Origin of the sequence: Sulfitobacter sediminis (genome assembly GCF_040811725.1) — a bacterium.
Classification (GTDB): domain Bacteria; phylum Pseudomonadota; class Alphaproteobacteria; order Rhodobacterales; family Rhodobacteraceae; genus Sulfitobacter; species Sulfitobacter sediminis.
Map to the genome: position 1 here is coordinate 25,151 of NZ_JBFNXX010000012.1, position 21,410 is coordinate 46,560.

Here is a 21,410-nt window from a genome sequence, read left to right on the forward strand (position 1 = left end):
ATGCGTCATCTGGGTAAATGGTTGGGCCGGATTCTGCTGGCTTTGGTGCTGGCGGCCGTCGCTGTCGGCCTCTGGAAACGCGAGGAGATCACGCGCCTGATGGCCGTCAACTCGCTCTTCTCCGAAGAGAAGATCGTCGGCAACTTCAGCAACATGGGCAAGGCGTTCCTGTCGGTCCCCGTGCCGCGCGGCAGCGGCCCCACGTCGGACCTGCCCTACGGCCCTGAGACCGCTCTGCCGCCCGAAGTCGATCCTTGGATCGAGGCGCGCGCTGTCACTGCCCTTCTCATCCTGAAAGAGGGAGAGATCGTCTACGAGAACTACTTCCTCGGGACCGGTCCCGACGACCTGCGCATCAGTTGGTCCATCGCCAAAAGCTACCTCTCCGCCCTGGTGGGCATCCTGCTGGACGAGGGAAAGATCGCCTCAATCGACGATCCGGTCGTGAAATACGCCCCCGAACTCGCAGGCGGCGCCTACGAGGACGCAAGCCTGCGGCAGGTGCTCAACATGGCCAGTGGCGTTGTCTTCGACGAGGACTACATGGACCGCAACTCCGACATCAATCGCATGGGCCGCGTGCTGGCCCTTGGCGGCAAGATGGACGAGTTCGCCGCCGCCCTGACCGAAACCTTCGCCGATCCCGGCGAGACATGGAAATACGTCTCCATCGACACCCATGTGGTGGGCATGGTGGTCCGGGGTGCGACGGGCCGGCCGGTGGCCGATCTGCTGAGCGAAAAGGTGATCGCGCCGCTGGGCCTTGAACACGCGCCCTATTACCTGACCGATGGCGTGGGCACCGCCTTTGTCCTTGGCGGGCTCAACATGACCACGCGCGACTACGCCCGTTTTGGCCAGATGTTCCTGCAAGGCGGCACATGGCAGGGCAAACAGATCGTCCCCGCCGACTGGGTCGCGGCCTCCACGGAGCCCAGTGCGCCGACCTCTTCGGGCAGCTATTCCTACGGCTACCAGTGGTGGATTCCAAAAGGTGCTGCACCGGGCGAATACATGGCCCGCGGCATCTATGGTCAATACATCTACATCGACACCGCGCGCGAGGTGGTGATCGTCACCAATGCCGCCGACCGCAAGTTCCGCGACCCCGGCATCGACGACCAGAACGTCGCGATGTTCCGCACCATAGCTGAAAGCCTCTGACCCCTATGGAACCCGATGAAAGCATCAATGTCCTGGGCGGCGCACTGGCCGTCTGCGGCACCGATCCCGTGACCGGTTTCTTCCGCGACGGCCATTGCAACACCTGTGCCGCCGATCAGGGCAGCCACACCGTCTGCGCGGTCATGACGGCGGAATTCCTGGCCTTCTCGAAATATGTCGGGAACGACCTCTCCACCCCGCGCCCCGAATTCGGCTTTGTCGGGCTGAAACCCGGCGACCGCTGGTGCCTCTGCGCCGCGCGGTTCCTGCAGGCCCACGACGAGGGCTGCGCGCCAAAGGTCCATTTGCAGGCCACCCACCGCCGGGCGCTGGAAATCGTGCCGCTCGACGTCCTGCAGGCCAACGCCGCTGACGGCTGAACCGCCGCGCGGAGACGCGAGCTACTTCGGCCCCAGCGGACCGCCCATCAAATCGTCGATGAACAGGCTCAGAAGCTGCGGCCGGCCCGAAACGCCGGCCTTGCGGTAGATCGCGTTGGTCTGCGCCTTGACGGTGCCTTCCGAGACATTGCGCAGCGCGGCGATGTCCTGGATGCTCATTCCCTTGATCGAAAAGAGCGCGACGTCCTTTTCTGCGGGCGTCAGGTTCCATTCTCCGAAACGATCCTCAAGCAGATCCAGAAACGCGCCGGAGGCCGCGCGCAACTGGCTTTCCACGTGCTGGGACCGCCGGTGCGTTGCCCGAAGCAGGATCGCCCCCAGACAGCCGCCCAGAATCAACCCCAGCGCGGCGCCCAGTTCCATCAGTTCGCGCAGCTGCCAGTCTAGCGGTCCGACAGGCAGGCCCAGGACGGTCGCAACGATATCGAACACAAAAACAAAGGCGCAGAGAACCTGCACCACGAAGACAACGACGATGAGCCGCATCCGGCTCACCGTTCATGCTCCCGGCGGAAGGATTCAGTCGTCGCCGCCATCGCCGTCTCCGTCTCCGTCACCATCCCCGTCACTGTCGCCGCCGTCACCTCCCCGCCCGCTATTGCCCGAACCGCTGCCGCTGTTGCCGGACCCGCTGCCGCTGTTGCCAGAGCCGCTGCCGCTGTTGTCGCCGTCATCCCCGTCGTCACCGTCATCGCCCCGGTCCGAGGCATTCCCGCGGCCACTGTTGTCCTCGTCGCTTCGGTCGTCGTCCCGATCATCATCACGGTCGTCGTCGTCGCCATAGCCGGGCTTGGCATCGTCGCGCGGCGGGTTGATGATGCCGCCTCGTGCCGGCCTGCCGTTCCGTTCCTCCCAGTAGTCGCGAAGGATTTCGCCCGTGGCCGGGTTAAGAATGATCTCCCGGTCAAGCGTCCGGCTTTGCGCGGTGATGCGCAGCCTGCCCAAAAGGGTGCGCTTGATCTCGATGCTGCGAAAGCCCTGATCGCGCAATTGCCGCACGATGCTGTCCTCGACCGGTCCGGCCTGCACCGGCAGGGCAAGGGCGCCGATCAGCGCGGTCAGAAGAAGCCCGCGTCTCATGCCGCCTCCGCAACATCGCAGGCCCGCACGGGGGCGGGCCTGAAGGTGGGGTTTTGTGGGCCAGCGCGCATGGCGTCAGTCGTCGTCTCCATCGGAGTCGCCGTCATCGCCATCGTTGTCGCCGTCTCCGTCGCGACCGCTGTCACCGTCGTCGCCATCGTCCGATCCGCGCCCGGAATTGCCGCTGTCGGATGAATTATCAGAGCCCCGGCCATGGCCGCTGTCGTCACCATCATCCCCATCATCGCCATCGCTGTCCGATCCCCGACCGGAGTTGCCCGAGTCGTCCGCGCCACGGTCATCCGAGCCACGTCCACGCCCGTTGTCATCGCCGTCGTCTCCATCATCGTCCGATCCCCGGCCAGAATTGCCCGAGTCATCGGAACCGCGATCATCCGAGCCGCGCCCGCGCCCATTGTCGTCCGAGCTGTCGTCACTGTCGTCACCGTCGCGCCCGTGGCCACGGCCCGAACTGTCGTCGTCACGGTCCCTGTCGCGATCCCGGTCACGGTCCCGATCGCGCCCGCGCTGGCGGTCCCCGTCATCGTCGTCGTCGTCATCATCCCTGTCCGCCCGACCGCGCGCCGCATCCGAAAAGTCGCGGTCGCGGGTCGAGATCTCGATACCACGGTTCTCCGCGATCGTACCAACGAAACGCTCGGTCTCCTGTTCGACGATCTGCCCCGTCGCGCGGTCATAGACCACCTCCAGCTTGGTGCCGTTGCGCACCGCCTCGACCTTCGTTTCCGTCGGCCCGTTCTTGACCTCAAGCGTGCGGAAACCGTCCGCCGCCAATTGTTCCACCACCCGGTCCCCGAAGCTCTGCCCGAACGACGGCGATGCCGCCAGAAGGGAGAAGCCCACAAACAAGATCGTCTCGCGTTTCATATCGTGTTCCTTTGCTTGGCTGTCCGGGACCACGGGAGGCGGCCCCATCGCGGGCAAGCTGGACGAGTTGAGACGCCGCTGACCATGGGCAGCAGGTTTAGGCAGGACGCCATAAACCTGCGGCAAAAGGCAATAAACCTGAGTTTAGAAGCCGAAACGAAACGCCCCGCCGGTGGGGCGGGGCGCTTCTGTAGAGGGTTTTCAAGGGGTTGGGTCAGGCGAACTTGCCCATCTCGAAGCCCAGGGCACGCGCCACGGTAAAGATGTCCTTGTCCCCGCGCCCGCACATGTTCATGCAGATGATGTGATCCTTCGGCAGCTCCGGCGCGATCTTGCAGACATGGGCAAGGGCGTGGGACGGCTCCAGCGCGGGAATGATCCCCTCCTGCTCGCAGCAAAGCTGGAAGGCAGCCAGAGCTTCTTTATCCGTGATTGAAACGTATTTCGCCCGCCCGATGTCGTGCAGCCAGGCGTGCTCGGGTCCGATGCCCGGGTAATCGAGACCGGCGGAAATCGAGAAGCCTTCGAGGATCTGTCCATCCTCGTCCTGCAACAGGTAGGTCCGGTTGCCATGCAGCACCCCCGGACGCCCACCGGTCAGGGAGGCGCAGTGCTCCATCTTCTCGTTCACGCCCTTGCCGCCCGCTTCGACGCCGATGATGTTCACTTCCTTGTCGTCGAGGAACGGGTAGAAAAGCCCCATGGCGTTCGACCCGCCACCGATGGCGGCGATGACCGCGTCGGGCAGGCGCCCTTCTGCGGCAGTCATCTGCTCGCGCACCTCCTTGCCAATGATCGACTGGAAGTCCCGCACCATCGCCGGATAGGGGTGTGGGCCCGCAACAGTGCCGATGCAGTAAAAGGTATCGCGCACGTTCGTCACCCAGTCGCGCAGCGCATCGTTCATCGCATCCTTGAGCGTACCACGCCCCGACGTGACTGGCACGATCTCGGCCCCCAGAAGGCGCATGCGGAAGACGTTCGGTGCCTGCCGCTCGACGTCATGCGCGCCCATGTAGACCACGCATTGCAGCCCGAACTTGGCGCAGACCGTTGCCGTCGCCACGCCGTGCTGGCCGGCACCGGTCTCGGCGATGATGCGCTTCTTGCCCATGCGGCGGGCAAGGATGATCTGGCCCAGCACGTTGTTGATCTTGTGCGCGCCGGTGTGGTTCAGCTCGTCGCGCTTCATGTAGACCTTGGCGCCGCCCAGATGATCCGTCAGCCGCTCGGCAAAGTAGAGCGGGCTCGGACGGCCCACATAATGAGTCCAGAGATCGTTCATCTCTGCCCAGAAACTGTCGTCCGTCTTGGCCTTCTCGTACTGCTCTTCCAGCTCGAGGATCAGCGGCATCAGGGTTTCAGAGACAAAGCGTCCGCCGAAATCACCGAACCGGCCGTTCTCGTCCGGTCCGGTCATGAAGCTGTTGAAAAGATCGTTGGCCATGGGGCGTCTCCTGTCGCGCGGTCAGACGATCTTCTAGCGCACCGCTGAACCACGCGAAACCCCCAAGACTATTGCAATAGTCTTGGCAATTTCCTTGGTAGGAAATTGCGTCTCACTCGATCAGTCGGAGCACCTCATTGTTACAAAACACCACGTATTGCTGCCCATTCTGCACCGCGCGATAGCCGCGCCTGCGCACCTCGCCCTCGAACCGCCGACATCCCACGATCCGCGCCACGTCCCGGACCTTTCGCCGCACCACCCCGCCATCGCGGGCCGCCTTCGATGAAAAGAGCTGCCGCATCCACTGCTCGGCGCTGACATGTTCGGCCACGGGAAACATGCGACCAGCCTGCCCGCAACATGGTTAACGACACATGAATTCTAGTCGAAAATCTTGAAAAGCTCTTCTTTCAGCTTGTCTTCGAGCCGGTCCTTCACCGCCTCTTCAACTGACTGGCCCTCTTGACGGACAACCCCAAGCTCCTCCTGCAGCTTCTGCTCCAGCTTCTCCTTGGCCCGGTCCTCTACGCGTTCACGCTCTTCCTTGAAATTTAGGTCAAGCGCCGCTTTCAGGTCAGGCTGCACCTTTGGATCGGCCCATGGTCCGTAAATGCGCACCGGCACGGCAAGGCCCCGGTCGCGATTCACTCGCAGCGCGCGGGGCGTGATCGTGTAATCCAGCGTACGGCCGCCGAGATCAACCTGCCCGGCCCCGCTGGCGTCGAAGTTGGGCAGCAGCATTCGCAAATCGTTGTTTCGCAGCACGCCCTTCTCTATCGCAAATGTCCCGCTGAGCGAGTCGAACACCGTCGTCCCACCCTGCACATCGAAATTGCCCAGCAGGTCATCCAGGTCGATCCCCTCGATCGACCCGCGCCCGACGTTCAACGCCCCCTGCCCCGAAAGCGACCGCATAATCGCATCGACGCTCTGCCCCACGCCCAGAAAGGACACCTCAGCATCCCCCTGCCCGGTAAAGCGCGTGAGCCCCGCGAGGTCGGTCAGCAGCGGCTTCATCTGCACAGCACCCGCGCGCAGCTTGCCTCCTACCGATAGCCCGCTGCGGTTGTTCATGACGAATTCGCCCTTGAACTGCCCGTCGTAGGCCTGCACCTCGCGCAATTCGAACACCATGCGGGAACGGTCGTTCGTAAGCAGCGTGCGCGTGGCACCAAGTTTCAACGCCCCAAGGTCGATACTGTCCGCCCGGAGAGAGATTGCGCCGTTGAAGGCCGCAAGGCCCGAAGCGTCAATGCGGTCGGTCGGCCACCCCGCTGATGCGCTGCCAGAGCCACCGCCATCGCTTCCCCCCCCGGTCAATGGCTTGAGGTCCAGCACCCCCGCGTTCAATTGCGCGTTGATCTGCGGCACACCGTTGAGGTCGATATCCGCTGCCCCCGTCATCCGGTTGCCGCCCAGATCGGCTGTCATCTCGCGCAGGGCGAGCCTGCGGTCCGGGGTCAGTGTCAGATCGGCCTGCACATCGGCGCTCCGGCCCAGCCCCTGCGGCAGGTCGATGGCCGCAAGACCAAGCGAGGCAAGAAAGCCTCCGGTGCTTTTCAGATCGAGATCGATCCGTCCCGCGACCGCCCCCTGCAGGGATGCGCGGCCGTCAAGCCGCGCTGTGCCACCTTTCGTTTCAAGCGCGAGACCGACCGGCTGCACCTCCCCGCCAAGAAAGCCCGCGAAATTCCCAATGTTCGCATCGACCGCCACCCGTTCGCCCGCCGGACGCACCGCTGCCGAAATCTGCGCAGGGCCCGAGGCATCCGGCCAGTCAAGGCTCAGATCGACACCACTGTAGGACACGAGGTCCGCCCCTTCCGCATCGTAGATCAGCGTCGCGTCCCGGATCACCAGCCGCTCGATCGTCACAGGACGTGGCGCACGCGCAGGCGTTGTCTCGGTCTCGATCTGCGCGGCCCCCGCGCCATCGGTGAACTGCCAGCTTGCGCGCCCGTCCTTGCGGCTTTCCAGCCGGATCGTCGGGCTTTGCGCCTCGATGTTGGTGATCCTGATCTCGCCCCGCAAAAGCGCCCCGGCATCGACGCCAATCGCTGCCTGCGCTGTGCTCAGCATCGCGCCCTCCTTGGCCCAGGCGGCATTACCGACCTCCAGCCCCTCGGCCGTAACGCCCAACACAGGCCAGAGCGTCATGGAGACGTCCCCGCTCACGCTGACGTTGCGCCCAGTGATCTTGCTCAGCTGATCCGTGGCGATCTTGGCGATACGCTCGGCAGGCAGCATCAGCACGCCGCCCACCACCAGCACCGCCACCAGCACAAGTGCCCCGATGATCCGCAGGATCCACTTCATCGCGCTCTCCTCTGTCCGGGCTTTTCGCGCCCGTTTCGTTCGACTATAGCCGATCCATGAGCACAAACCCACCAAATCTGCGCCCCGACATCGCGCCCGCTGCCAAGATCGGCGACCGCCCCCGCCCCGGCCAGCCGACCATCGGCATGGTCTCCCTTGGCTGCCCCAAGGCGCTGGTCGACAGCGAACGCATCCTGACGCGTCTGAGGGCGGAAGGATACGGCATTTCCCCCGACTACGCGGGCGCTGATGCGGTGATCGTGAACACCTGCGGCTTTCTCGATTCAGCAAAGGCGGAAAGCCTCGAGGCCATCGGCGAGGCGCTGACCGAAAACGGCCGCGTGATCGTCACCGGCTGCCTCGGGGCCGAGCCTGACTACATCCGCGAACACCACCCCCGCATCCTCGCCGTCACCGGCCCCCACCAATACGAACAGGTGCTCGACGCCGTCCACGCCGCCGTGCCGCCCGCGCCCGACCCGTTCATCGACCTGCTGCCCGCACAACAGGTCTCCCTCACCCCGCGCCACTACAGCTATCTGAAGATTTCCGAGGGCTGTAACCACAAGTGCAAGTTCTGCATCATCCCCGACATGCGCGGCCGCCTAGTCTCCCGCCCCGCCCATGCGGTGATCCGCGAGGCGGAGCGGCTTGTCGAGAACGGCGTCAGGGAATTGCTGGTCATCAGCCAGGACACCTCCGCCTACGGAGTCGACATCAAACACGCCGAGGACCGTGGCCACCGCGCCCATATCACCGATCTCGCCCGCGATCTGGGGTCTCTCGGTGCGTGGGTCCGCCTGCACTACGTCTACCCCTACCCCCACGTGCGCCAGCTCATCCCGCTGATGGCCGAGGGTCTGGTGCTGCCCTACCTCGACATCCCCTTCCAGCATGCCCATCCCGACACGCTGAAACGCATGGCCCGCCCCGCCGCCGCCTCCAAAACGCTGGACGAAATCGTCGCCTGGCGCGCGGTCTGCCCCGACATCACCCTGCGCTCGACCTTCATCGTGGGCTATCCGGGCGAAACCGAGGCGGAATTCCAGACCCTGCTCGACTGGCTCGACGAGGCGCAGTTGGACCGCGTGGGCTGCTTCCAGTATGAGAACGTCGCCGGTGCACGGTCAAACGCCCTGCCGGATCACGTGGCCCCCGAGGTCAAGCAGGAACGCTGGGAGCGGTTCATGGAAAAGGCGCAGGCGATCTCGGAGGCCAAGCTGGCGGCCAAGGTCGGCCAGCGGCTGGAGGTGATCGTGGACGAGGTCGATGCCGAGGCCGCGACCTGCCGGACAAAGGCGGACGCGCCGGAGATCGACGGGAACCTCTTTATCGACGGGGGGTTCGAGGCCCTGTCGGTGGGAGATATCGTGACGGTCGAGGTGGACGAGGCGGGAGAGTATGATTTGTGGGGGCGGGTTGTATAGCGGTCCCACACCGTCCGGCCGATGTATTTTCTGCCTCTTGATGAACTACTTTTCTAGGAGCCTTCTAGCCAAACCTTGAAAATGTTCCCCATATGTTCTACATGTTAACCAACCGTTAAGACCCGTGAGAACGACAGGAACATCCCATGTCCTTCCAGCCCAGCTTTCCCGGCCTCTTCACCCCCGCCAAGGGGGCTGAACCCGTGCAGCCCGACCTGCCCCTGACCGCGAAGCAACCCGCGACCGAAAAGCAGATCGCCTACGCCACCACCCTCGCCCAGCGCCACAACACCAAGCTGCCCGAGGGCATCGCGCAGGACCGCGCGGCGCTCTCGCAGTGGATCGACCAGCACAAGGCACCCGCGCCCAAATCGGGCTTCGCCAACTACCCCTCCTCGAAACAGGTCGCCTTCGCCGAACGCATCGCCCGGCTCAAGCGCAACCCGGTGCCGCCTGAATGCTTCCGTGATCGCGCGCTTATGTCGCGCTGGATCGACAGCAACAAACCGCGCTGAGGCTTGGCCCGCGCCGCATTGCACCTAAATCAGGGGTATGCGCGATGAAACCGAAGTCCTCTACAACGCCTCCTGCCCGATCTGCAGCCGCGAGGTCGACCACTACGCGCGGCTGAGCGAGAAACAGGCGCTGCCCATTCGCTACGACGATTGCACTGATCCCGCAAAGCTGCGCGACTGGGGGATCACACCCGAAGACGCGGCCAAGCGGTTCCACGTGCGCAAGCACGGCCAGACCTACGCCGGGATCCCCGCCTTCATCGTGCTCTGGCTGGACATCCCCCAGACCCGCTGGCTGGCGCGGCTCGTCAGCCTGCCAGGCGTCCACTGGCTGGCGAACGTGGTCTACGATCATCTCGCGGCCCCCTTCCTCTACCGGCTGCATCTGCATCGGCAGGCCAAGGGATGACACGGTCCCGGCACGTTTTCTTCACATTCCTCTTTTAACGTCTTCCCATGGCTTACCCGTATTCCAGAGAGGAAACGATTGCGGATGGCGCCGTTCACGCCATCGGGTTAGCTTTTGCCATTCCCGCCTCGGTCCTGCTGATGGCGCAGGCGGCCGACAGCGGCGCGATGCTTTCCACGACAGCCATCTACGTCGCCTGCCTGCTGGTGGCCTTCGCGGCCTCGGCGATTTACCACATGACCCCCGTCGACGGTTGGCGCCCCATCCTTCACCGGATCGATCACGCGGCGATCTATTTCAAGATCGCGGGCACCTATACGCCCATCGTCGCCGTGATCGGCACGAGCTTTGCCTACGGCATCCTGGCCTTGGTCTGGCTGCTGGCGGGACTGGGCGCTGTCGCCAAGCTCTGGTTCTGGAAATGCAACGCGCGCGGCTCGCTTGCGCTTTACCTCGGCATGGGCTGGCTGTCGGTCTTGCTGATCTGGCCCATGTGGCAAAATCTCAGCGGCCCGGCGCTGATCTTCGTTCTGGTCGGCGGGATAATCTATTCCGCGGGCACCTATGTCTTCGCCCATCCCGGCATGCGCTATCAGAACGCGATCTGGCACAGCTTCGTGCTGGTCGCCTCAGCCTGCCTTTTCATCGCCGTCGCCCTGAGCGTCGAGATAGGCGGTCACGCAGGTCTGCACATGCCGGAACCTGTCCCCGCCCAGGTGCTTGCCCCCGTACCAGCGGGTCACCACGATCACGTGATCTGAGAGCCCCGCCCGTTCCAGCATCCGCAGGATCACCATGCCTGCTCCGGCCTCCCCGTCATCGCCTTTGAGCGGCGTGCCATCCGACAGGATCACACCCCAGGTGTTATGTGTCGCCTTGGCATAGGCCTTGTCCCGCCTGAGGGATTTCAGAATCGCATCCACATCCTCGCGCGATGCGACAGGCGAGCCCGAAACCGCGTATTTCGAACCGCGATCGGTCAGCACGACGCCAAGCTTCAGGGGGTCGTCAGCCATGTCCTATTGCCGGAGCAACCGTTCCAGCGCGGTGCCGTTCTCCCACGTCCCGTAAAGATCGCCATTCGACATCACCACGTAAATCACCGGCGCCGGCTGGCCCCAGTTGACGACAACGACCTGCCCGTCGCGCCTGCCGGTGCCGGCATAGCTCTGGCTGCCCACAGTCCACTGCACCTGCACGATGCCGTTGATTTCCGAGACGACCGCGCTGCCTGTATAGGCCGACCCGTTCGGATTACGCCCCTCCGCGCGGTAGGTGCCGGAAATGTCGATCTGCTGGGCGGCAAGGGGACCACAGGCCATGAGGGCCGCAGCGATCGAAAGCCAGGCCCGGCGGCTTATCCTGCGTCCCGTTCCCATGCGCGGCACTCCTCTTTCCCTTGGGTAAGGAATACCGGCATTGGTGGCGGCTGACCAGCGGCTTAGAAAGGACGCATTGAATACACCCTTTCAACCGCCCTTTCCGGATTTCCTGATGACCCTATTGGATACACACCTTTCCGTCGCCGAGCTGGTCGGCGTGCTGGGCTTTTTTCTCTACGTTTCGGCCTACACGTTGCTTACGCTGAGGGTCATCACCCCGGCAACGGTAACCTATTTCATTCTGAACCTCACCGCCTCGAGCTGCGTTCTCATCGGGCTTTCGGCAAGCTTCAACCTCGCGGCCGCGCTGATCCAGTCGTTCTGGGTTGTCATGTCGCTGATCGGGATCACTCTGCACGTGGTGCGTCCGATCCAGCGGCAGCGCTAGAGCCCCGCCACCGTGCGCCGCACCACGTCGATGCGCGAGGCATTGGGCGGATGGGTACCAAGGAACTTGTCCCCCGGATCGGGAATGCGGGTAAAGAACTCGGCCCCACGGATCGGATTGTATCCAGCTCGCGCGGTGATGATCGTGCCCAGCGCATCCGCCTCCAGCTCGAACTCTTTGGAATAGCTGCGTGCGCCCACCTCGGCACCAAGCTGCTGGGCGGTCCGCACCGCCTCGGTCCCGCCTCCCGCCAGCGTGGCGAGGCCGGAAAAGATCACCGCACCCGCAACGGCGTTCTGCTGCTGGCGCTCGATGTGTCCGGCGATGTGATGCGCCGTCTCGTGCCCCAGGACAAAGGCCAGCTCGTCCTCGTTACGCGCATCGGCGATCAGTGCCAGCGTGAAGGCCACCACCGGGCGGCCCTGCCGGTCCAGTGTCTGAAAGGCGTTGGCAGGCTGGCCCGGACGGTCGTCGACGACAATGGCGAAATCGCAGTTGACCCCGCGCGTGCGTGCGCGGCACTCCCGCTCGGCCACCGGCTCGACCGTGCGCACCACCTGCACGAAGCTGCGCGCCGCCTGGCTGGCGGAAAGCGGGGGTGCGCTGGCGGCGGCGGAGGGTGAAGGCGCCGCAGGACCCTGTCCCACCGGTGCCACATCACAGGCAGCAAGCGCCGCGAGACTGGCCAGGGCGGCAAGGGTCTTTCTGATCATGCGTGTTGTCCTTCCGGGCAGAATAACGGGTGCAAGCTTATCACATGCGGCAGGAGGGGCCAGAGCGATCACGCCGGTTTGACGGCACCTCTTGCAATGATCCGCCGAAAGGCTCAGGGTCGCCCCATGTTTACGATAGAGCACGAATTCGACGCCTCGGTGATCACGCTAGTCGACGAGGGCGAAACGCCCCTGCGCGAGGACGTGGTCGTACAGGCCTTTGACAGCGAAATCACCTTCGAGCAGTGGGACCCGCGCACCGACACCGTCTCAAAGATCACCCTGTCGCCCGCGCAACTGCGTGACCTCACAGTCGCGCTGAACCTGCCCGAAGGCATCTACCGCAGCGCCCCGAACAAGGGATAAGCACATGGCGACCGGCAAGAACATCAAGACGTATTTCGAAGGCAGCTGGCACGACGGCGACCAGATGATCATGCGTGCCGCCGATCACGGCTCCTGGCTCGGCACGACGGTTTTCGACGGCGCTCGGCTTTTCGACGGGCTGGCCCCGGATCTCGACAAACACTGCGCGCGCGTCAATCGCTCTGCCAACGCGCTGATGATCACCCCGACGGTCTCGACGGATGAGATGATCGGCATCGTCCGCGAGGGGCTGGAAAGCTATGGCCGAGACCACCCTGTCTACATCCGCCCGATGTACTGGGCATTGGCGGGCGACGAGCTTGGCATCGTCCCGCGCGAGGGGGCGACGGGCTTTGCCGTCTGCCTCGAGGAAATCCCCATGGCCCCTCCAGAGGCCGCGACGACGCTTACGCGCACCCGCTTTCGTCGCCCGGTACTCGAGGACAACGTGGTGAACGCCAAGGCGGGCTGCCTCTACCCCAACAACGCCCGCATGATGGTCGAGGCGCGCGCCAAGGGCTTCGGCAACGCGCTGGTGGCCGATGCCATGGGCAATGTCGCGGAAAGTGCCTCCGCCAATGTCTTCATGGTCAAGGACGGAGAGGTCTTCACCCCGATCCCCAACGGCACCTTCCTCGCGGGCATCACCCGCGAGCGCCACATGATCAACATGCGCGCCGACGGCATGAAGGTGCATGAAACGGTGCTGAGCTTCGAGGATTTCCACGACGCGGACGAGGTCTTCCTGTCAGGCAACATGATGAAGGTCACGCCCGTCGCCGCCTTTGACGACACGCGCTACGAGATCGGCGCCAACCGCAACCCCGTCACCCGCCGCGTACGCGAGATGTACTGGGACTGGGCCGCCTCCGAACGCCGCTGATCCCGCGCCAAATCCTGATTTCTGGTGAGCCAGCAGCGCTTTGCTGTCATCGCTCCGCGAAGGGGCGCGCGGCGCCGATGAGCGGCACCGCAGATAGAGATTGCACCGCGCAGCCCCGCACGCCATGATCGCGCTGCACAGGGAGACCTCAAGATGCGCAAGTTCCTCGTGGTGCTGGACGACAGCACCGAATGCCTCAACGCGATGCGCTTTGCCGCGCTCAGGGCCAATCACACCGGCGGCGGTGTCGAAGTGTTGGCCGTGATTCCGCCCGACGAGTTCAATCATTGGATCGGTGTCGGCGACATCATGCGCGAGGAGGCGCGCGAGCGCATCGAGGTGCATTTCGAGGTCTTCGCCAAGTGGATGCGCGACAAGCAGGGCGTCGATCCTGAGCTGGTAATCCGCGAAGGCGTGCCAGTGGACGAGATCATCGCCCAGATCGCCGACGACCCGGACATCGGGGTGCTCGTGCTTGGGGCTTCTTCGGACAAGAAGAAGGGGCCAGGGCCGCTGGTGACCCAGCTCAGCCGCTCCTCCGGATCGCTCCCGGTGCCGATCACCATCGTACCCGGCGATCTTAGCAAGGAAAGGCTCGAGGCGATCACCTGACCGCCCCGGCTCGTTTCGGACGCCGATCAGGCCGCGCGCGGCAAATCCGCCACCGGCGGTGTGGCGTTAACGTTCGCATGTGTCGGTCGCGGGTCGCGACCGCGCAGGGCCGGCCGGATCAGCATCGGCGCCGCAATGAAAGCCACCACTGCCAGACCCGCAGAGACACCCGCCAGAACCACGTTCGCTCTGGCGATGTCGGCCACCGGATACATCAGCCCGCGCACCAGGAAACCAAGCCCCACCGGACCCATCATCGTGAAGGCTACGCAGATCAGCATCGAGGCACCGGGCCAATCGACCCAGGCCGCGCGGTCCGGCCGACGGTGCGCTCCGAAGGCCCATGAAAACAGCAAGACGGTCGCAGCAAGGATGCCAACGCCCAAAGTAGTATCCATCATTTTCTCCGTGGATAGGGCAGTGCAGGCGCGCGGTTTTCGACCCGCCGACTCATGCCCCGATGCACCCTCAATACGCCTCTTTGCGGGCGCTGCGAAGAGGATCTTTTCGGGGGCGCGGCGACCGCTTCACATCCGGTTTAGAACCATTCCAAACCCTTGACTCGCGGCGGGGCAATCCGCATATCGGTAGCATCCAAATAGGAGCCGCCACATGTTCATTCAGACCGAATCCACGCCCAATCCCGCAACGCTCAAGTTTCTGCCCGGCCAGGCGGTGCTCGAGATGGGGACAGCGGATTTCCCGACGGCCGAGGCTGCCGGCGGCTCGCCCCTGGCCCAGCGTCTTTTCGGCGTGGACGGTGTGACGGGCGTCTTCTTCGGCACCGATTTCGTCACCGTGACCAAGGCCGACGGCATCGAGTGGGACCATATCAAGCCCGCGTTGCTGGGTGCGATCATGGAACACTACCAGTCCGGCCAGCCGGTGATGGCAGAGGATCACAAGGCCTCCTCCGGTCATGCCGAACATGACGGCGAGGACGGCGAGATCGTCGGCCAGATCAAGGAGCTTCTGGACAGCCGCGTGCGCCCTGCCGTGGCACAGGACGGTGGCGACATCACCTTCCACGGGTTCGAGCGTGGCGTGGTCTACCTGCACATGCAGGGCGCCTGCGCTGGCTGCCCGTCGTCCACGCTGACCCTGAAGATGGGTATCGAGAACCTTCTGCGGCACTACATCCCCGAAGTGACAGAAGTACGCCCGGTTGCCTGACAAGGGCTTTCCCGAAAACCGCAAGAAATGGCCCAAGGTCGTCGCCTTCGACACCTCCGGGCCATTCGTTTCCGTGGGTTGGTCAACCGAAAGCTATTCGGGCGGCAGCGTCAAGGACATGCCGCGCGGTCAGGCCGAAACCCTGATGCCCGCTTTGGAAGACACGCTGGCGTCCTGCGGCTGGACCTGGGCAGACGTCGATGCGATCGGCGTGGGCGTTGGACCCGGTAATTTCACGGGCATCCGCATCGCGGTCTCGGCGGCACGCGGCCTTGGGCTGGCGCTCGGCATTCCCGTCTTCGGGATCACGGCCTTCGAATGCGCCTATGGCACGATACCCGTCCCACCCGGGACTCTGGTTTCCGTCCCCGCCACCCGCGGCCTCGTCTACCTGCGCGGCTACGGGACAGGCGCGTCCGGCGCAGAGGGTCAGGGCCTGTTGATCGACCCGTCCGATCCTCCACGGGAATTGCGCCCTTCCCCCGACACGCTCGTATTCGGCCATCGGGCCACCGAGATCGCCGCCCATCTGGGCACGCGGGCCGACGACGAAGAGTACCGCCCCGACCCGGCGCGGCTGGCCGAGATGACCGAGCAAAAGTACATCGAGGCCACAGCCTTCCCACCGCGCCCGGTTCCCGATTATATCAAACCGCCTGACGCCGCCCCCGCGCGGGACGCGCCCCCCGCGATCCTGCCATGACCCCTCAGGCACTTGCCCGACTCCATGCTGCCGCCTTCACGCGGGAACGCCCGTGGACGGTGGCAGAGTTCGAGAACCTGCTCGCAAGTCCCCATATGCGGCTTTTCAGTCGACGGACAGGCTTCGCCCTTACGCGGACTGTTGCAGGCGAGAGCGAATTGCTGACCCTCGCGGTCGATCCGGCCCACCGCAGACAGGGCATCGGCCGCGCGCTTGCCGAAGAATGGCTCGCCGCCGTTGCAGCCGGGGCTGAAAGTGCCTTTCTCGAGGTCGCCTCCGACAACCTGCCCGCTCTGGCGCTCTACCGTTCCCTCGGTTTCGACGAGGCAGGGTTGCGCAAGGGCTACTACGCACGCCCCGGCGCGGCCCACGCCGACGCGATTTTGATGCAACGCAAGCTGACCCTTGGTCAGATGGGCGAATCCACCTCCCAAACCCCAGAAAGCGGTTGACCCGCCCCCCCGGCATTCCTCAAATTGACGCAGATCGCATGATCGCGGGCGACAGGCCGCAGAACGGCAGCGCCCCAACACTCAAAACTGGGAGATACCTGATGACCCTTATGACCAAATTCCTGGGCGCCGCTGCTGCCTTGGCGCTCAGCGCCGGTGCGGCCCTGGCCGAGCCTGCGCTGATCTTCGATCTGGGCGGCAAGTTCGACAAATCGTTCAACGAGGCCGCGCACAACGGTGCACAGCGCTGGCAGGCCGAAACCGGTCTCAACTACAATGAGATCGAACTGCAGTCCGAAGCCCAGCGCGAACAGGCCCTGCGCCGCTTTGCGGAATCCGGCGCGAACCCGGTCATCACCATGGGCTTTGCCATGGCCGACCCGCTGGCATCGGTGGCGGCGGATTATCCCGATACCAAGTTCGTCGCCATCGACGTGACATGGCTTGATGCGCCCAACATCCGCCAGATCGGCTTTGCCGAGCATGAAGGCTCCTACCTTGTCGGCATGCTGGCCGCGATGGCATCCAAGTCCAATACCGTGGGCTTCATCGGCGGCATGGACATCCCGCTGATCCGCCACTTCGGCTGCGGCTACGCACAGGGCGTCAAGGCCGTTAACCCCGACGCTACCGTGATCGCCAACATGACAGGCACCACGCCTGCGGCGTGGAACGACCCGGTGAAAGGCTCCGAGCTGACCAAGGCACAGATTTCCCAAGGCGCTGACGTGGTTTACGCCGCGGCTGGCGGCACCGGCGTGGGCGTGCTGCAAACCGCTGCGGACGAGGGCATCCTCTCCATCGGCGTCGACAGCAACCAGAACTACCTGCACCCGGGCAAGGTCCTGACCTCCATGCTCAAGCGCGTGGACAACGCGGTCTACGAAGCCATGAAGGCAGGCGAAGACGTTGAAACCGGCGTTTTCGTGCTGGGTCTGGCCGAGGATGGTGTCGGCTACGCGCTTGACGAGAACAACGCGCCGCTGGTCACCGACGAGATGAAGGCCATGGTCGACGAGGCCCGCCAGAAGATCATCGACGGTCAACTGGAAGTCGTCAGCTACTACGCCAACGACAGCTGCCCGGCGCTGGACTTCTAAGTGAGCGCAGAGACGACATTGGAGCGGCAGGCGACTGCCGCTCCTGTTGCGCCTGCCATCGAGCTGAAAGGCATCTCCAAGGCCTTCGGCCCCGTGCAGGCCAACAAGGATATCTCGATCCGCGTCATGCCCGGCACGATCCACGGGATCATCGGCGAGAACGGCGCCGGCAAATCGACGCTCATGTCGATCCTCTACGGCTTCTACAAGGCCGACAAAGGCGAGATCTGGATCAACGGGAAAAAGACCGAGATCCCCGACAGCCAGGCGGCCATCGCCGCGGGCATCGGCATGGTGTTCCAGCACTTCAAACTGGTCGAGAATTTCACGGTGCTCGAAAACATCATCCTCGGCGCCGAAGACGGATGGAAACTGACCACCTCGCTGGCCAAGGCCCGCGCAACGCTGATCGAGCTTGCCAATGACTACGGCCTGAATGTCGAACCCGACGCGCTGGTGCAGGATATAGGTGTCGGCATGCAGCAGCGCGTGGAAATCCTCAAGGCGCTCTACCGGCAGGCCGACATCCTGATCCTCGACGAACCCACCGGCGTGCTGACCCCGGCAGAGGCCGACCAGCTTTTCCGCATCCTCGGGCGCCTGCGCTCCGAAGGGAAAACCATCATCCTGATCACCCACAAGCTGCGCGAGATCATGGAGATCACCGACACCGTCAGCGTCATGCGCCGGGGCGAGATGACCGCGACGGTCAAGACCGCCGACACCTCGCCGCCGGAACTGGCCGAGTTGATGGTCGGCCGCAAGGTGCTCCTGCGCGTGGACAAGAAACCCGCGACACCGGGTGACGTGGTGCTCGACATCAAGGGCCTTAAGGTCATCGACGACAAGGGCGTCGAACGCCTGCGCGGGATTGATCTGCAAGTGCGCGCAGGCGAGATCGTCGGCATCGCGGGCGTCGCAGGCAACGGCCAGTCGGAACTGCTCGAGGTTCTCGGCGGCTATGCCGATGGCACCGGCGAGATACGCCTGAACGGTCAGTCGCTGGACCTCTCGGGCCGCCATTCTGACGGCCAGTCCCGCCGCAATCGCGGTATCTCCCATGTGCCCGAAGACCGGCAGCGCGAGGGGCTGATCATGGATTACATGGCCTGGGAGAACACAGCCTTCGGCTATCACCACGATCCCGCCTACCGCTCGGGCCTCCTGATGAACAACGCCGCCATCCGCGAAGATACCGCCGCCAAGATGGAACGCTTCGACGTGCGCCCGCCGAACCCGAAACTGGCGGCCAAGAATTTCTCGGGCGGCAACCAGCAGAAAATTGTTCTGGCGCGCGAGATCGAGCGCAACCCCGACCTGCTGCTGGTCGGCCAGCCCACGCGCGGCGTCGACATCGGCGCCATCGAATTCATCCACCAGCAGATCGTGGCCCTACGAGATCAGGGCAAGGCAATCCTGCTCGTCTCGGTCGAACTCGAGGAAATCCTTGCCCTCAGCGACCGCATCGCCGTCATGTTCGACGGCCGCATCATGGGCGAACGCCTGCCCGATGAGACCGACGAAAAGGAACTTGGCCTGCTGATGGCCGGGATCACGGACACCGACAGGCCGCATTCGGTCGAGGAGATCGAAGAGAACCTTGCCCATACCCACGGCGATGCGTCGAAGGAGGTCTGATCCACGATGCTGACACTCCGAGCCACCCCACCAACCTCATCCCTGAAATATACCTCCACGGGGGTCCGGGGGTGTCAAACCCCCGGTCGTACGGCTCAATCACGCCCAGCCCCCAGAACACCATTCCCGACACCCGAGGCCTCCCCATGGACGTGATGCCCAAATGGGCCGAGGTCATCCTCGTCCCGCTGATCTCTCTCCTCCTCGCGGCGATCATCTCCGCCCTCGTGATCCTCGGGATCGGCGAAGACCCTGTGGCCGCCGTCAAGCTGATGGTGACAGGCGCGCTCGGCTCGACCTACGGCTGGGGCTACACGCTTTATTACGCGACGAACTTCATCTTCACCGGCCTTGCCGTCGCCATCGCCTTTCACGCGCGGCTCTTCAACATCGGCGGCGAAGGACAGGCGATGCTCGGCGGGCTCGGCGTGGCCCTGGCCTGCCTCTTCATCCCATGGCCCCATTGGACCATCGCCCTGATCGGTGCCGCCGTCATGGCGGGCATTTTCGGCGCGGTCTGGGCGGCGATCCCCGCCTGGCTGCAGGCAAAGCGCGGCAGCCATATCGTGATCACAACGATCATGTTCAACTTCATCGCCGCCGCCCTGCTGAACTACGTGCTGGTGAATGTCCTGCGCCCCAAGGGCCAGATGGATCCGGCCACCGCCCGTTTCCCCGAAACCGTGGCTCTTCCCACCTTGCATGACCTTCTGGCCCCCTTCGGCATCGCCTTTTCCAAGGCAGCCCCGGCCAACGTCTCGCTGCTGGTGGCGATTGCCGCCTGCTTCGTGCTCTGGCTGCTGATCTGGCGCACGCGGCTTGGCTATGAAATCCGCGCTTACGGGCATTCGGAATCGGCAGCGAAATACGCGGGCATTTCCCCCTTCAAGATCACTATGATCGCCATGATCATCTCCGGCGCGCTCGCCGGCATGATGGCGATCAACAACGTCATGGGCGAGGCCGAGCGGCTGGTTCTGAACGCCACCGAAGGTGCCGGGTTCATCGGCATCGCGGTGGCGCTGATGGGCCGCTCGCACCCGGTGGGCGTCTTCCTCGCCGCGATCCTCTTCGGCTTTCTCTACCAGGGCGGTGCCGAGCTTGCCCTCTGGACGTCGATCCCGCGCGAACTGATCGTGGTCATCCAGGCGCTGGTGATCCTCTTCACCGGTGCGCTCGACAACATGGTGCGCATGCCGCTCGAGAAAATGTTCCTCGCCGCCCGCCGCGCCCGCACGCCAAAACCCGAACGCAAACCGGTGGAGCCTGCGGAATAATGGACTACGCAACGCTCATCCAACTGCTCGACTCCACCGTGCGCCTGGCCACCCCACTCCTGCTCGCCTGCCTTGCGGGGCTCTTCAGCGAACGCGCGGGCATCTTCGACATCGGTCTGGAGGGCAAGATGCTGGCCGCCGCCTTCTTCTCGGCAGCCGTGGCCGCCGTGACCGGCTCGGTCTGGGTCGGCCTTCTCGCAGGTATCGGCGCATCCCTTATCCTCTCAGCTCTTCACGGAGTGGCCTCCATCACCTTCCGCGGCAACCAGCTCATATCGGGCGTGGCGATCAACTTCCTTGCGGCGGGTATGACGGTCCTCATCGCCCAGGACTGGTTCCAGCAGGGCGGCCGAACCCCGTCGCTCATGGGTGGTGCGAGGTTTGAAGGCATTACCCTGCCCTTCGCCGATGCGCTGGCCGATGTGCCCATCCTCGGCCCGCTCTATGCCGAACTGATCTCGGGCCACTCAATCCTCGTCTACGTCGCCCTCGCCGCCGTGCCTTTCACCTGGTGGCTTCTGTTCCGCACCCGCTTCGGCCTGCGCCTGCGCGCCGTGGGCGAAAACCCGGCGGCTGTCGATACGGCGGGCGTTTCCGTTGTCGGCCTTCGCTACGCCGCTGTCGCGATCTGCGGTGTGCTCTGCGGGATCGCCGGCGCCTACCTCAGCACCGCGCTGCAGGCCGGTTTCGTCAAGGACATGTCCGCCGGACGCGGCTTTATCGCGCTGGCGGCGCTGATCTTCGCCAAGTGGCGGCCCTGGTACGCCCTCTGGGCAACACTGCTTTTCGGCCTTTTCGGCGCTCTGGAAACCCGCCCCGACGTGATCGAGGGCATTATCGGGATGAAGCCGCAGGGCCAACTTCTGGGAGCCCTGCCCTACCTGATGACCGTCATCATCCTGGCAGGTTTCGTCGGCAAGGCGATCCCACCCCGCGCAGGCGGCGAGCCCTATGTCAAGGAGCGCTGAGTGCGCAGCTGACAGGCGGGTGCCGTCTTGGGCGGCAACCGATAAGACCAGTTTGGACGTGCCGATCAGTCCTCGGCCCGGCAAAGCAGGCAGAGCCGTTGATTT

The 21,410-nt window shown here is 64.3% G+C and carries 26 protein-coding genes and 1 pseudogene; 17 read left to right on the plus strand and 10 right to left on the minus strand.

Annotation, left to right across the window (positions count from 1 at the left end):
- Together AB2B41_RS15360 and AB2B41_RS15365 are read left to right on the plus strand one after the other, a co-directional pair.
- Complete coding sequence (locus AB2B41_RS15360; protein ID WP_367878694.1) at positions 1-1,164, plus strand: serine hydrolase domain-containing protein; 1,164 nt, start codon at positions 1-3, stop codon at positions 1,162-1,164.
- Between the two features lie 5 nt (positions 1,165-1,169).
- Positions 1,170-1,544, plus strand: coding sequence for a DUF2237 family protein (locus AB2B41_RS15365; RefSeq protein WP_367878695.1), 375 nt, complete (start codon positions 1,170-1,172; stop codon positions 1,542-1,544).
- Between the two features lie 21 nt (positions 1,545-1,565).
- Here the strand turns inward: AB2B41_RS15365 and AB2B41_RS15370 are convergent, their stop codons facing one another.
- The 6 genes from AB2B41_RS15370 to AB2B41_RS15395 form a co-directional block, all read right to left on the minus strand.
- Positions 1,566-2,051: a helix-turn-helix transcriptional regulator gene (locus tag AB2B41_RS15370; RefSeq protein ID WP_367878828.1), complete on the minus strand. Its 486-nt coding sequence runs from the start codon at positions 2,049-2,051 to the stop codon at positions 1,566-1,568.
- 33 nt (positions 2,052-2,084) lie between these two features.
- Complete coding sequence (locus AB2B41_RS15375; RefSeq protein WP_367878696.1) at positions 2,085-2,645, minus strand: hypothetical protein; 561 nt, start codon at positions 2,643-2,645, stop codon at positions 2,085-2,087.
- A gap of 75 nt (positions 2,646-2,720) precedes the next feature.
- A complete protein-coding gene (locus tag AB2B41_RS15380) occupies positions 2,721-3,533 on the minus strand; it encodes a hypothetical protein (RefSeq protein WP_367878697.1) in 813 nt (270 codons plus the stop codon).
- 214 nt (positions 3,534-3,747) lie between these two features.
- Positions 3,748-4,980, minus strand: a complete 1,233-nt coding sequence (gene trpB, locus AB2B41_RS15385) for a tryptophan synthase subunit beta (protein WP_367878698.1) — start codon at positions 4,978-4,980, stop codon at positions 3,748-3,750.
- A gap of 112 nt (positions 4,981-5,092) precedes the next feature.
- The gene (locus tag AB2B41_RS15390; RefSeq protein WP_367878699.1) at positions 5,093-5,323 is read right to left on the minus strand and encodes an N-(5'-phosphoribosyl)anthranilate isomerase; all 231 of its coding nucleotides are present in this window, start codon (positions 5,321-5,323) and stop codon (positions 5,093-5,095) included.
- A gap of 41 nt (positions 5,324-5,364) precedes the next feature.
- Positions 5,365-7,299 (minus strand): AsmA family protein, encoded by a 1,935-nt coding sequence (locus AB2B41_RS15395; protein ID WP_367878700.1) that lies wholly within the window; start codon positions 7,297-7,299, stop codon positions 5,365-5,367.
- Between the two features lie 56 nt (positions 7,300-7,355).
- Between AB2B41_RS15395 and rimO the strand changes: the two genes are divergently transcribed.
- The 4 genes and pseudogenes from rimO to trhA form a co-directional block, all read left to right on the plus strand.
- Entirely contained in the window at positions 7,356-8,726 is a 1,371-nt protein-coding gene (gene rimO / locus AB2B41_RS15400) for a 30S ribosomal protein S12 methylthiotransferase RimO (RefSeq protein WP_367878701.1), read from the plus strand.
- 146 nt (positions 8,727-8,872) lie between these two features.
- A complete protein-coding gene (locus AB2B41_RS15405) occupies positions 8,873-9,241 on the plus strand; it encodes a hypothetical protein (RefSeq protein ID WP_367878702.1) in 369 nt (122 codons plus the stop codon).
- A 37-nt stretch (positions 9,242-9,278) separates the two neighbouring features.
- The gene (locus AB2B41_RS15410; protein ID WP_367878703.1) at positions 9,279-9,650 is read left to right on the plus strand and encodes a thiol-disulfide oxidoreductase DCC family protein; all 372 of its coding nucleotides are present in this window, start codon (positions 9,279-9,281) and stop codon (positions 9,648-9,650) included.
- Positions 9,651-9,697: 47 nt separating this feature from the next.
- Positions 9,698-10,249: pseudogene (trhA, locus tag AB2B41_RS15415) on the plus strand (PAQR family membrane homeostasis protein TrhA); the annotation flags it as partial.
- A 30-nt stretch (positions 10,250-10,279) separates the two neighbouring features.
- Here the strand turns inward: trhA and AB2B41_RS15420 are convergent.
- Both AB2B41_RS15420 and lfb1 read right to left on the minus strand, forming a co-directional pair.
- Complete coding sequence (locus AB2B41_RS15420; RefSeq protein WP_367878704.1) at positions 10,280-10,666, minus strand: YigZ family protein; 387 nt, start codon at positions 10,664-10,666, stop codon at positions 10,280-10,282.
- A 3-nt stretch (positions 10,667-10,669) separates the two neighbouring features.
- The gene (gene lfb1 / locus AB2B41_RS15425; RefSeq protein WP_367878705.1) at positions 10,670-11,029 is read right to left on the minus strand and encodes an LIC10280 family protein; all 360 of its coding nucleotides are present in this window, start codon (positions 11,027-11,029) and stop codon (positions 10,670-10,672) included.
- Between the two features lie 115 nt (positions 11,030-11,144).
- Here lfb1 and AB2B41_RS15430 point away from each other — a divergent pair, with 115 nt between their 5' ends.
- Positions 11,145-11,420, plus strand: a complete 276-nt coding sequence (locus AB2B41_RS15430) for a CBU_0592 family membrane protein (protein ID WP_367878706.1) — start codon at positions 11,145-11,147, stop codon at positions 11,418-11,420.
- Here the strand turns inward: AB2B41_RS15430 and AB2B41_RS15435 are convergent.
- The gene (locus AB2B41_RS15435) at positions 11,417-12,133 is read right to left on the minus strand and encodes a M48 family metallopeptidase (protein ID WP_367878707.1); all 717 of its coding nucleotides are present in this window, start codon (positions 12,131-12,133) and stop codon (positions 11,417-11,419) included. The genes AB2B41_RS15430 and AB2B41_RS15435 overlap by 4 nt on opposite strands.
- 126 nt (positions 12,134-12,259) lie before the next feature.
- On the opposite strand from AB2B41_RS15435, the gene AB2B41_RS15440 reads away from it, so the two are divergent.
- The 3 genes from AB2B41_RS15440 (at position 12,260) to AB2B41_RS15450 (ending at position 13,994) form a co-directional block, all read left to right on the plus strand.
- The gene (locus tag AB2B41_RS15440; protein ID WP_367878708.1) at positions 12,260-12,499 is read left to right on the plus strand and encodes a hypothetical protein; all 240 of its coding nucleotides are present in this window, start codon (positions 12,260-12,262) and stop codon (positions 12,497-12,499) included.
- Positions 12,500-12,503: 4 nt separating this feature from the next.
- On the plus strand, positions 12,504-13,382 hold the full coding sequence (locus AB2B41_RS15445) for a branched-chain amino acid aminotransferase (RefSeq protein WP_367878709.1): 879 nt from the start codon (positions 12,504-12,506) through the stop codon (positions 13,380-13,382).
- Positions 13,383-13,535: 153 nt separating this feature from the next.
- Positions 13,536-13,994, plus strand: a complete 459-nt coding sequence (locus AB2B41_RS15450) for a universal stress protein (RefSeq protein WP_367878710.1) — start codon at positions 13,536-13,538, stop codon at positions 13,992-13,994.
- Between the two features lie 26 nt (positions 13,995-14,020).
- On the opposite strand, the gene AB2B41_RS15455 is transcribed toward AB2B41_RS15450, so the two are convergent.
- The gene (locus AB2B41_RS15455) at positions 14,021-14,392 is read right to left on the minus strand and encodes a hypothetical protein (protein ID WP_367878711.1); all 372 of its coding nucleotides are present in this window, start codon (positions 14,390-14,392) and stop codon (positions 14,021-14,023) included.
- A 214-nt stretch (positions 14,393-14,606) separates the two neighbouring features.
- Between AB2B41_RS15455 and AB2B41_RS15460 the strand changes: the two genes are divergently transcribed.
- From AB2B41_RS15460 to AB2B41_RS15490, 7 genes are all read left to right on the plus strand, one after another.
- Complete coding sequence (locus tag AB2B41_RS15460; RefSeq protein ID WP_367878712.1) at positions 14,607-15,167, plus strand: NifU family protein; 561 nt, start codon at positions 14,607-14,609, stop codon at positions 15,165-15,167.
- Complete coding sequence (tsaB, locus tag AB2B41_RS15465; RefSeq protein ID WP_367878713.1) at positions 15,160-15,870, plus strand: tRNA (adenosine(37)-N6)-threonylcarbamoyltransferase complex dimerization subunit type 1 TsaB; 711 nt, start codon at positions 15,160-15,162, stop codon at positions 15,868-15,870. Before AB2B41_RS15460 ends, tsaB begins: the two co-directional genes overlap by 8 nt.
- Positions 15,867-16,322 carry a ribosomal protein S18-alanine N-acetyltransferase gene (rimI, locus tag AB2B41_RS15470; protein ID WP_367878714.1) on the plus strand — a complete coding sequence of 152 codons (456 nt, stop codon included), beginning with the start codon at positions 15,867-15,869 and terminating at the stop codon, positions 16,320-16,322. Before tsaB ends, rimI begins: the two co-directional genes overlap by 4 nt.
- Before the next feature lie 101 nt (positions 16,323-16,423).
- Positions 16,424-17,422: a BMP family lipoprotein gene (locus AB2B41_RS15475; RefSeq protein ID WP_367878715.1), complete on the plus strand. Its 999-nt coding sequence runs from the start codon at positions 16,424-16,426 to the stop codon at positions 17,420-17,422.
- Positions 17,423-19,060 carry an ABC transporter ATP-binding protein gene (locus AB2B41_RS15480; RefSeq protein WP_367878716.1) on the plus strand — a complete coding sequence of 546 codons (1,638 nt, stop codon included), beginning with the start codon at positions 17,423-17,425 and terminating at the stop codon, positions 19,058-19,060.
- A 146-nt stretch (positions 19,061-19,206) separates the two neighbouring features.
- The gene (locus AB2B41_RS15485; protein WP_367878717.1) at positions 19,207-20,337 is read left to right on the plus strand and encodes an ABC transporter permease; all 1,131 of its coding nucleotides are present in this window, start codon (positions 19,207-19,209) and stop codon (positions 20,335-20,337) included.
- Positions 20,337-21,305: an ABC transporter permease gene (locus AB2B41_RS15490; RefSeq protein ID WP_367878718.1), complete on the plus strand. Its 969-nt coding sequence runs from the start codon at positions 20,337-20,339 to the stop codon at positions 21,303-21,305. Before AB2B41_RS15485 ends, AB2B41_RS15490 begins: the two co-directional genes overlap by 1 nt.
- The last annotated feature ends 105 nt before the right edge of the window (positions 21,306-21,410 follow it).

Coding starts and splice junctions, on each gene's coding strand:
- AB2B41_RS15375 (WP_367878696.1), bottom strand. CDS start 2,645: ATGAGACGCGGGCTTCTTCTGACCGCGCTGATCGGCGCCCTTGCCCTG.
- AB2B41_RS15360 (WP_367878694.1), top strand. CDS start 1: ATGCGTCATCTGGGTAAATGGTTGGGCCGGATTCTGCTGGCTTTGGTG.
- AB2B41_RS15390 (WP_367878699.1), bottom strand. CDS start 5,323: ATGTTTCCCGTGGCCGAACATGTCAGCGCCGAGCAGTGGATGCGGCAG.
- AB2B41_RS15485 (WP_367878717.1), top strand. CDS start 19,207: ATGGACGTGATGCCCAAATGGGCCGAGGTCATCCTCGTCCCGCTGATC.
- AB2B41_RS15435 (WP_367878707.1), bottom strand. CDS start 12,133: ATGATCAGAAAGACCCTTGCCGCCCTGGCCAGTCTCGCGGCGCTTGCT.
- AB2B41_RS15440 (WP_367878708.1), top strand. CDS start 12,260: ATGTTTACGATAGAGCACGAATTCGACGCCTCGGTGATCACGCTAGTC.
- AB2B41_RS15430 (WP_367878706.1), top strand. CDS start 11,145: ATGACCCTATTGGATACACACCTTTCCGTCGCCGAGCTGGTCGGCGTG.
- AB2B41_RS15455 (WP_367878711.1), bottom strand. CDS start 14,392: ATGGATACTACTTTGGGCGTTGGCATCCTTGCTGCGACCGTCTTGCTG.
- rimI (WP_367878714.1), top strand. CDS start 15,867: ATGACCCCTCAGGCACTTGCCCGACTCCATGCTGCCGCCTTCACGCGG.
- trpB (WP_367878698.1), bottom strand. CDS start 4,980: ATGGCCAACGATCTTTTCAACAGCTTCATGACCGGACCGGACGAGAAC.
- AB2B41_RS15370 (WP_367878828.1), bottom strand. CDS start 2,051: ATGCGGCTCATCGTCGTTGTCTTCGTGGTGCAGGTTCTCTGCGCCTTT.
- rimO (WP_367878701.1), top strand. CDS start 7,356: ATGAGCACAAACCCACCAAATCTGCGCCCCGACATCGCGCCCGCTGCC.
- AB2B41_RS15410 (WP_367878703.1), top strand. CDS start 9,279: ATGCGCGATGAAACCGAAGTCCTCTACAACGCCTCCTGCCCGATCTGC.
- AB2B41_RS15475 (WP_367878715.1), top strand. CDS start 16,424: ATGACCCTTATGACCAAATTCCTGGGCGCCGCTGCTGCCTTGGCGCTC.
- AB2B41_RS15450 (WP_367878710.1), top strand. CDS start 13,536: ATGCGCAAGTTCCTCGTGGTGCTGGACGACAGCACCGAATGCCTCAAC.
- AB2B41_RS15490 (WP_367878718.1), top strand. CDS start 20,337: ATGGACTACGCAACGCTCATCCAACTGCTCGACTCCACCGTGCGCCTG.
- AB2B41_RS15420 (WP_367878704.1), bottom strand. CDS start 10,666: ATGGCTGACGACCCCCTGAAGCTTGGCGTCGTGCTGACCGATCGCGGT.
- lfb1 (WP_367878705.1), bottom strand. CDS start 11,029: ATGGGAACGGGACGCAGGATAAGCCGCCGGGCCTGGCTTTCGATCGCT.
- AB2B41_RS15395 (WP_367878700.1), bottom strand. CDS start 7,299: ATGAAGTGGATCCTGCGGATCATCGGGGCACTTGTGCTGGTGGCGGTG.
- AB2B41_RS15365 (WP_367878695.1), top strand. CDS start 1,170: ATGGAACCCGATGAAAGCATCAATGTCCTGGGCGGCGCACTGGCCGTC.
- AB2B41_RS15445 (WP_367878709.1), top strand. CDS start 12,504: ATGGCGACCGGCAAGAACATCAAGACGTATTTCGAAGGCAGCTGGCAC.
- AB2B41_RS15460 (WP_367878712.1), top strand. CDS start 14,607: ATGTTCATTCAGACCGAATCCACGCCCAATCCCGCAACGCTCAAGTTT.
- AB2B41_RS15380 (WP_367878697.1), bottom strand. CDS start 3,533: ATGAAACGCGAGACGATCTTGTTTGTGGGCTTCTCCCTTCTGGCGGCA.
- AB2B41_RS15405 (WP_367878702.1), top strand. CDS start 8,873: ATGTCCTTCCAGCCCAGCTTTCCCGGCCTCTTCACCCCCGCCAAGGGG.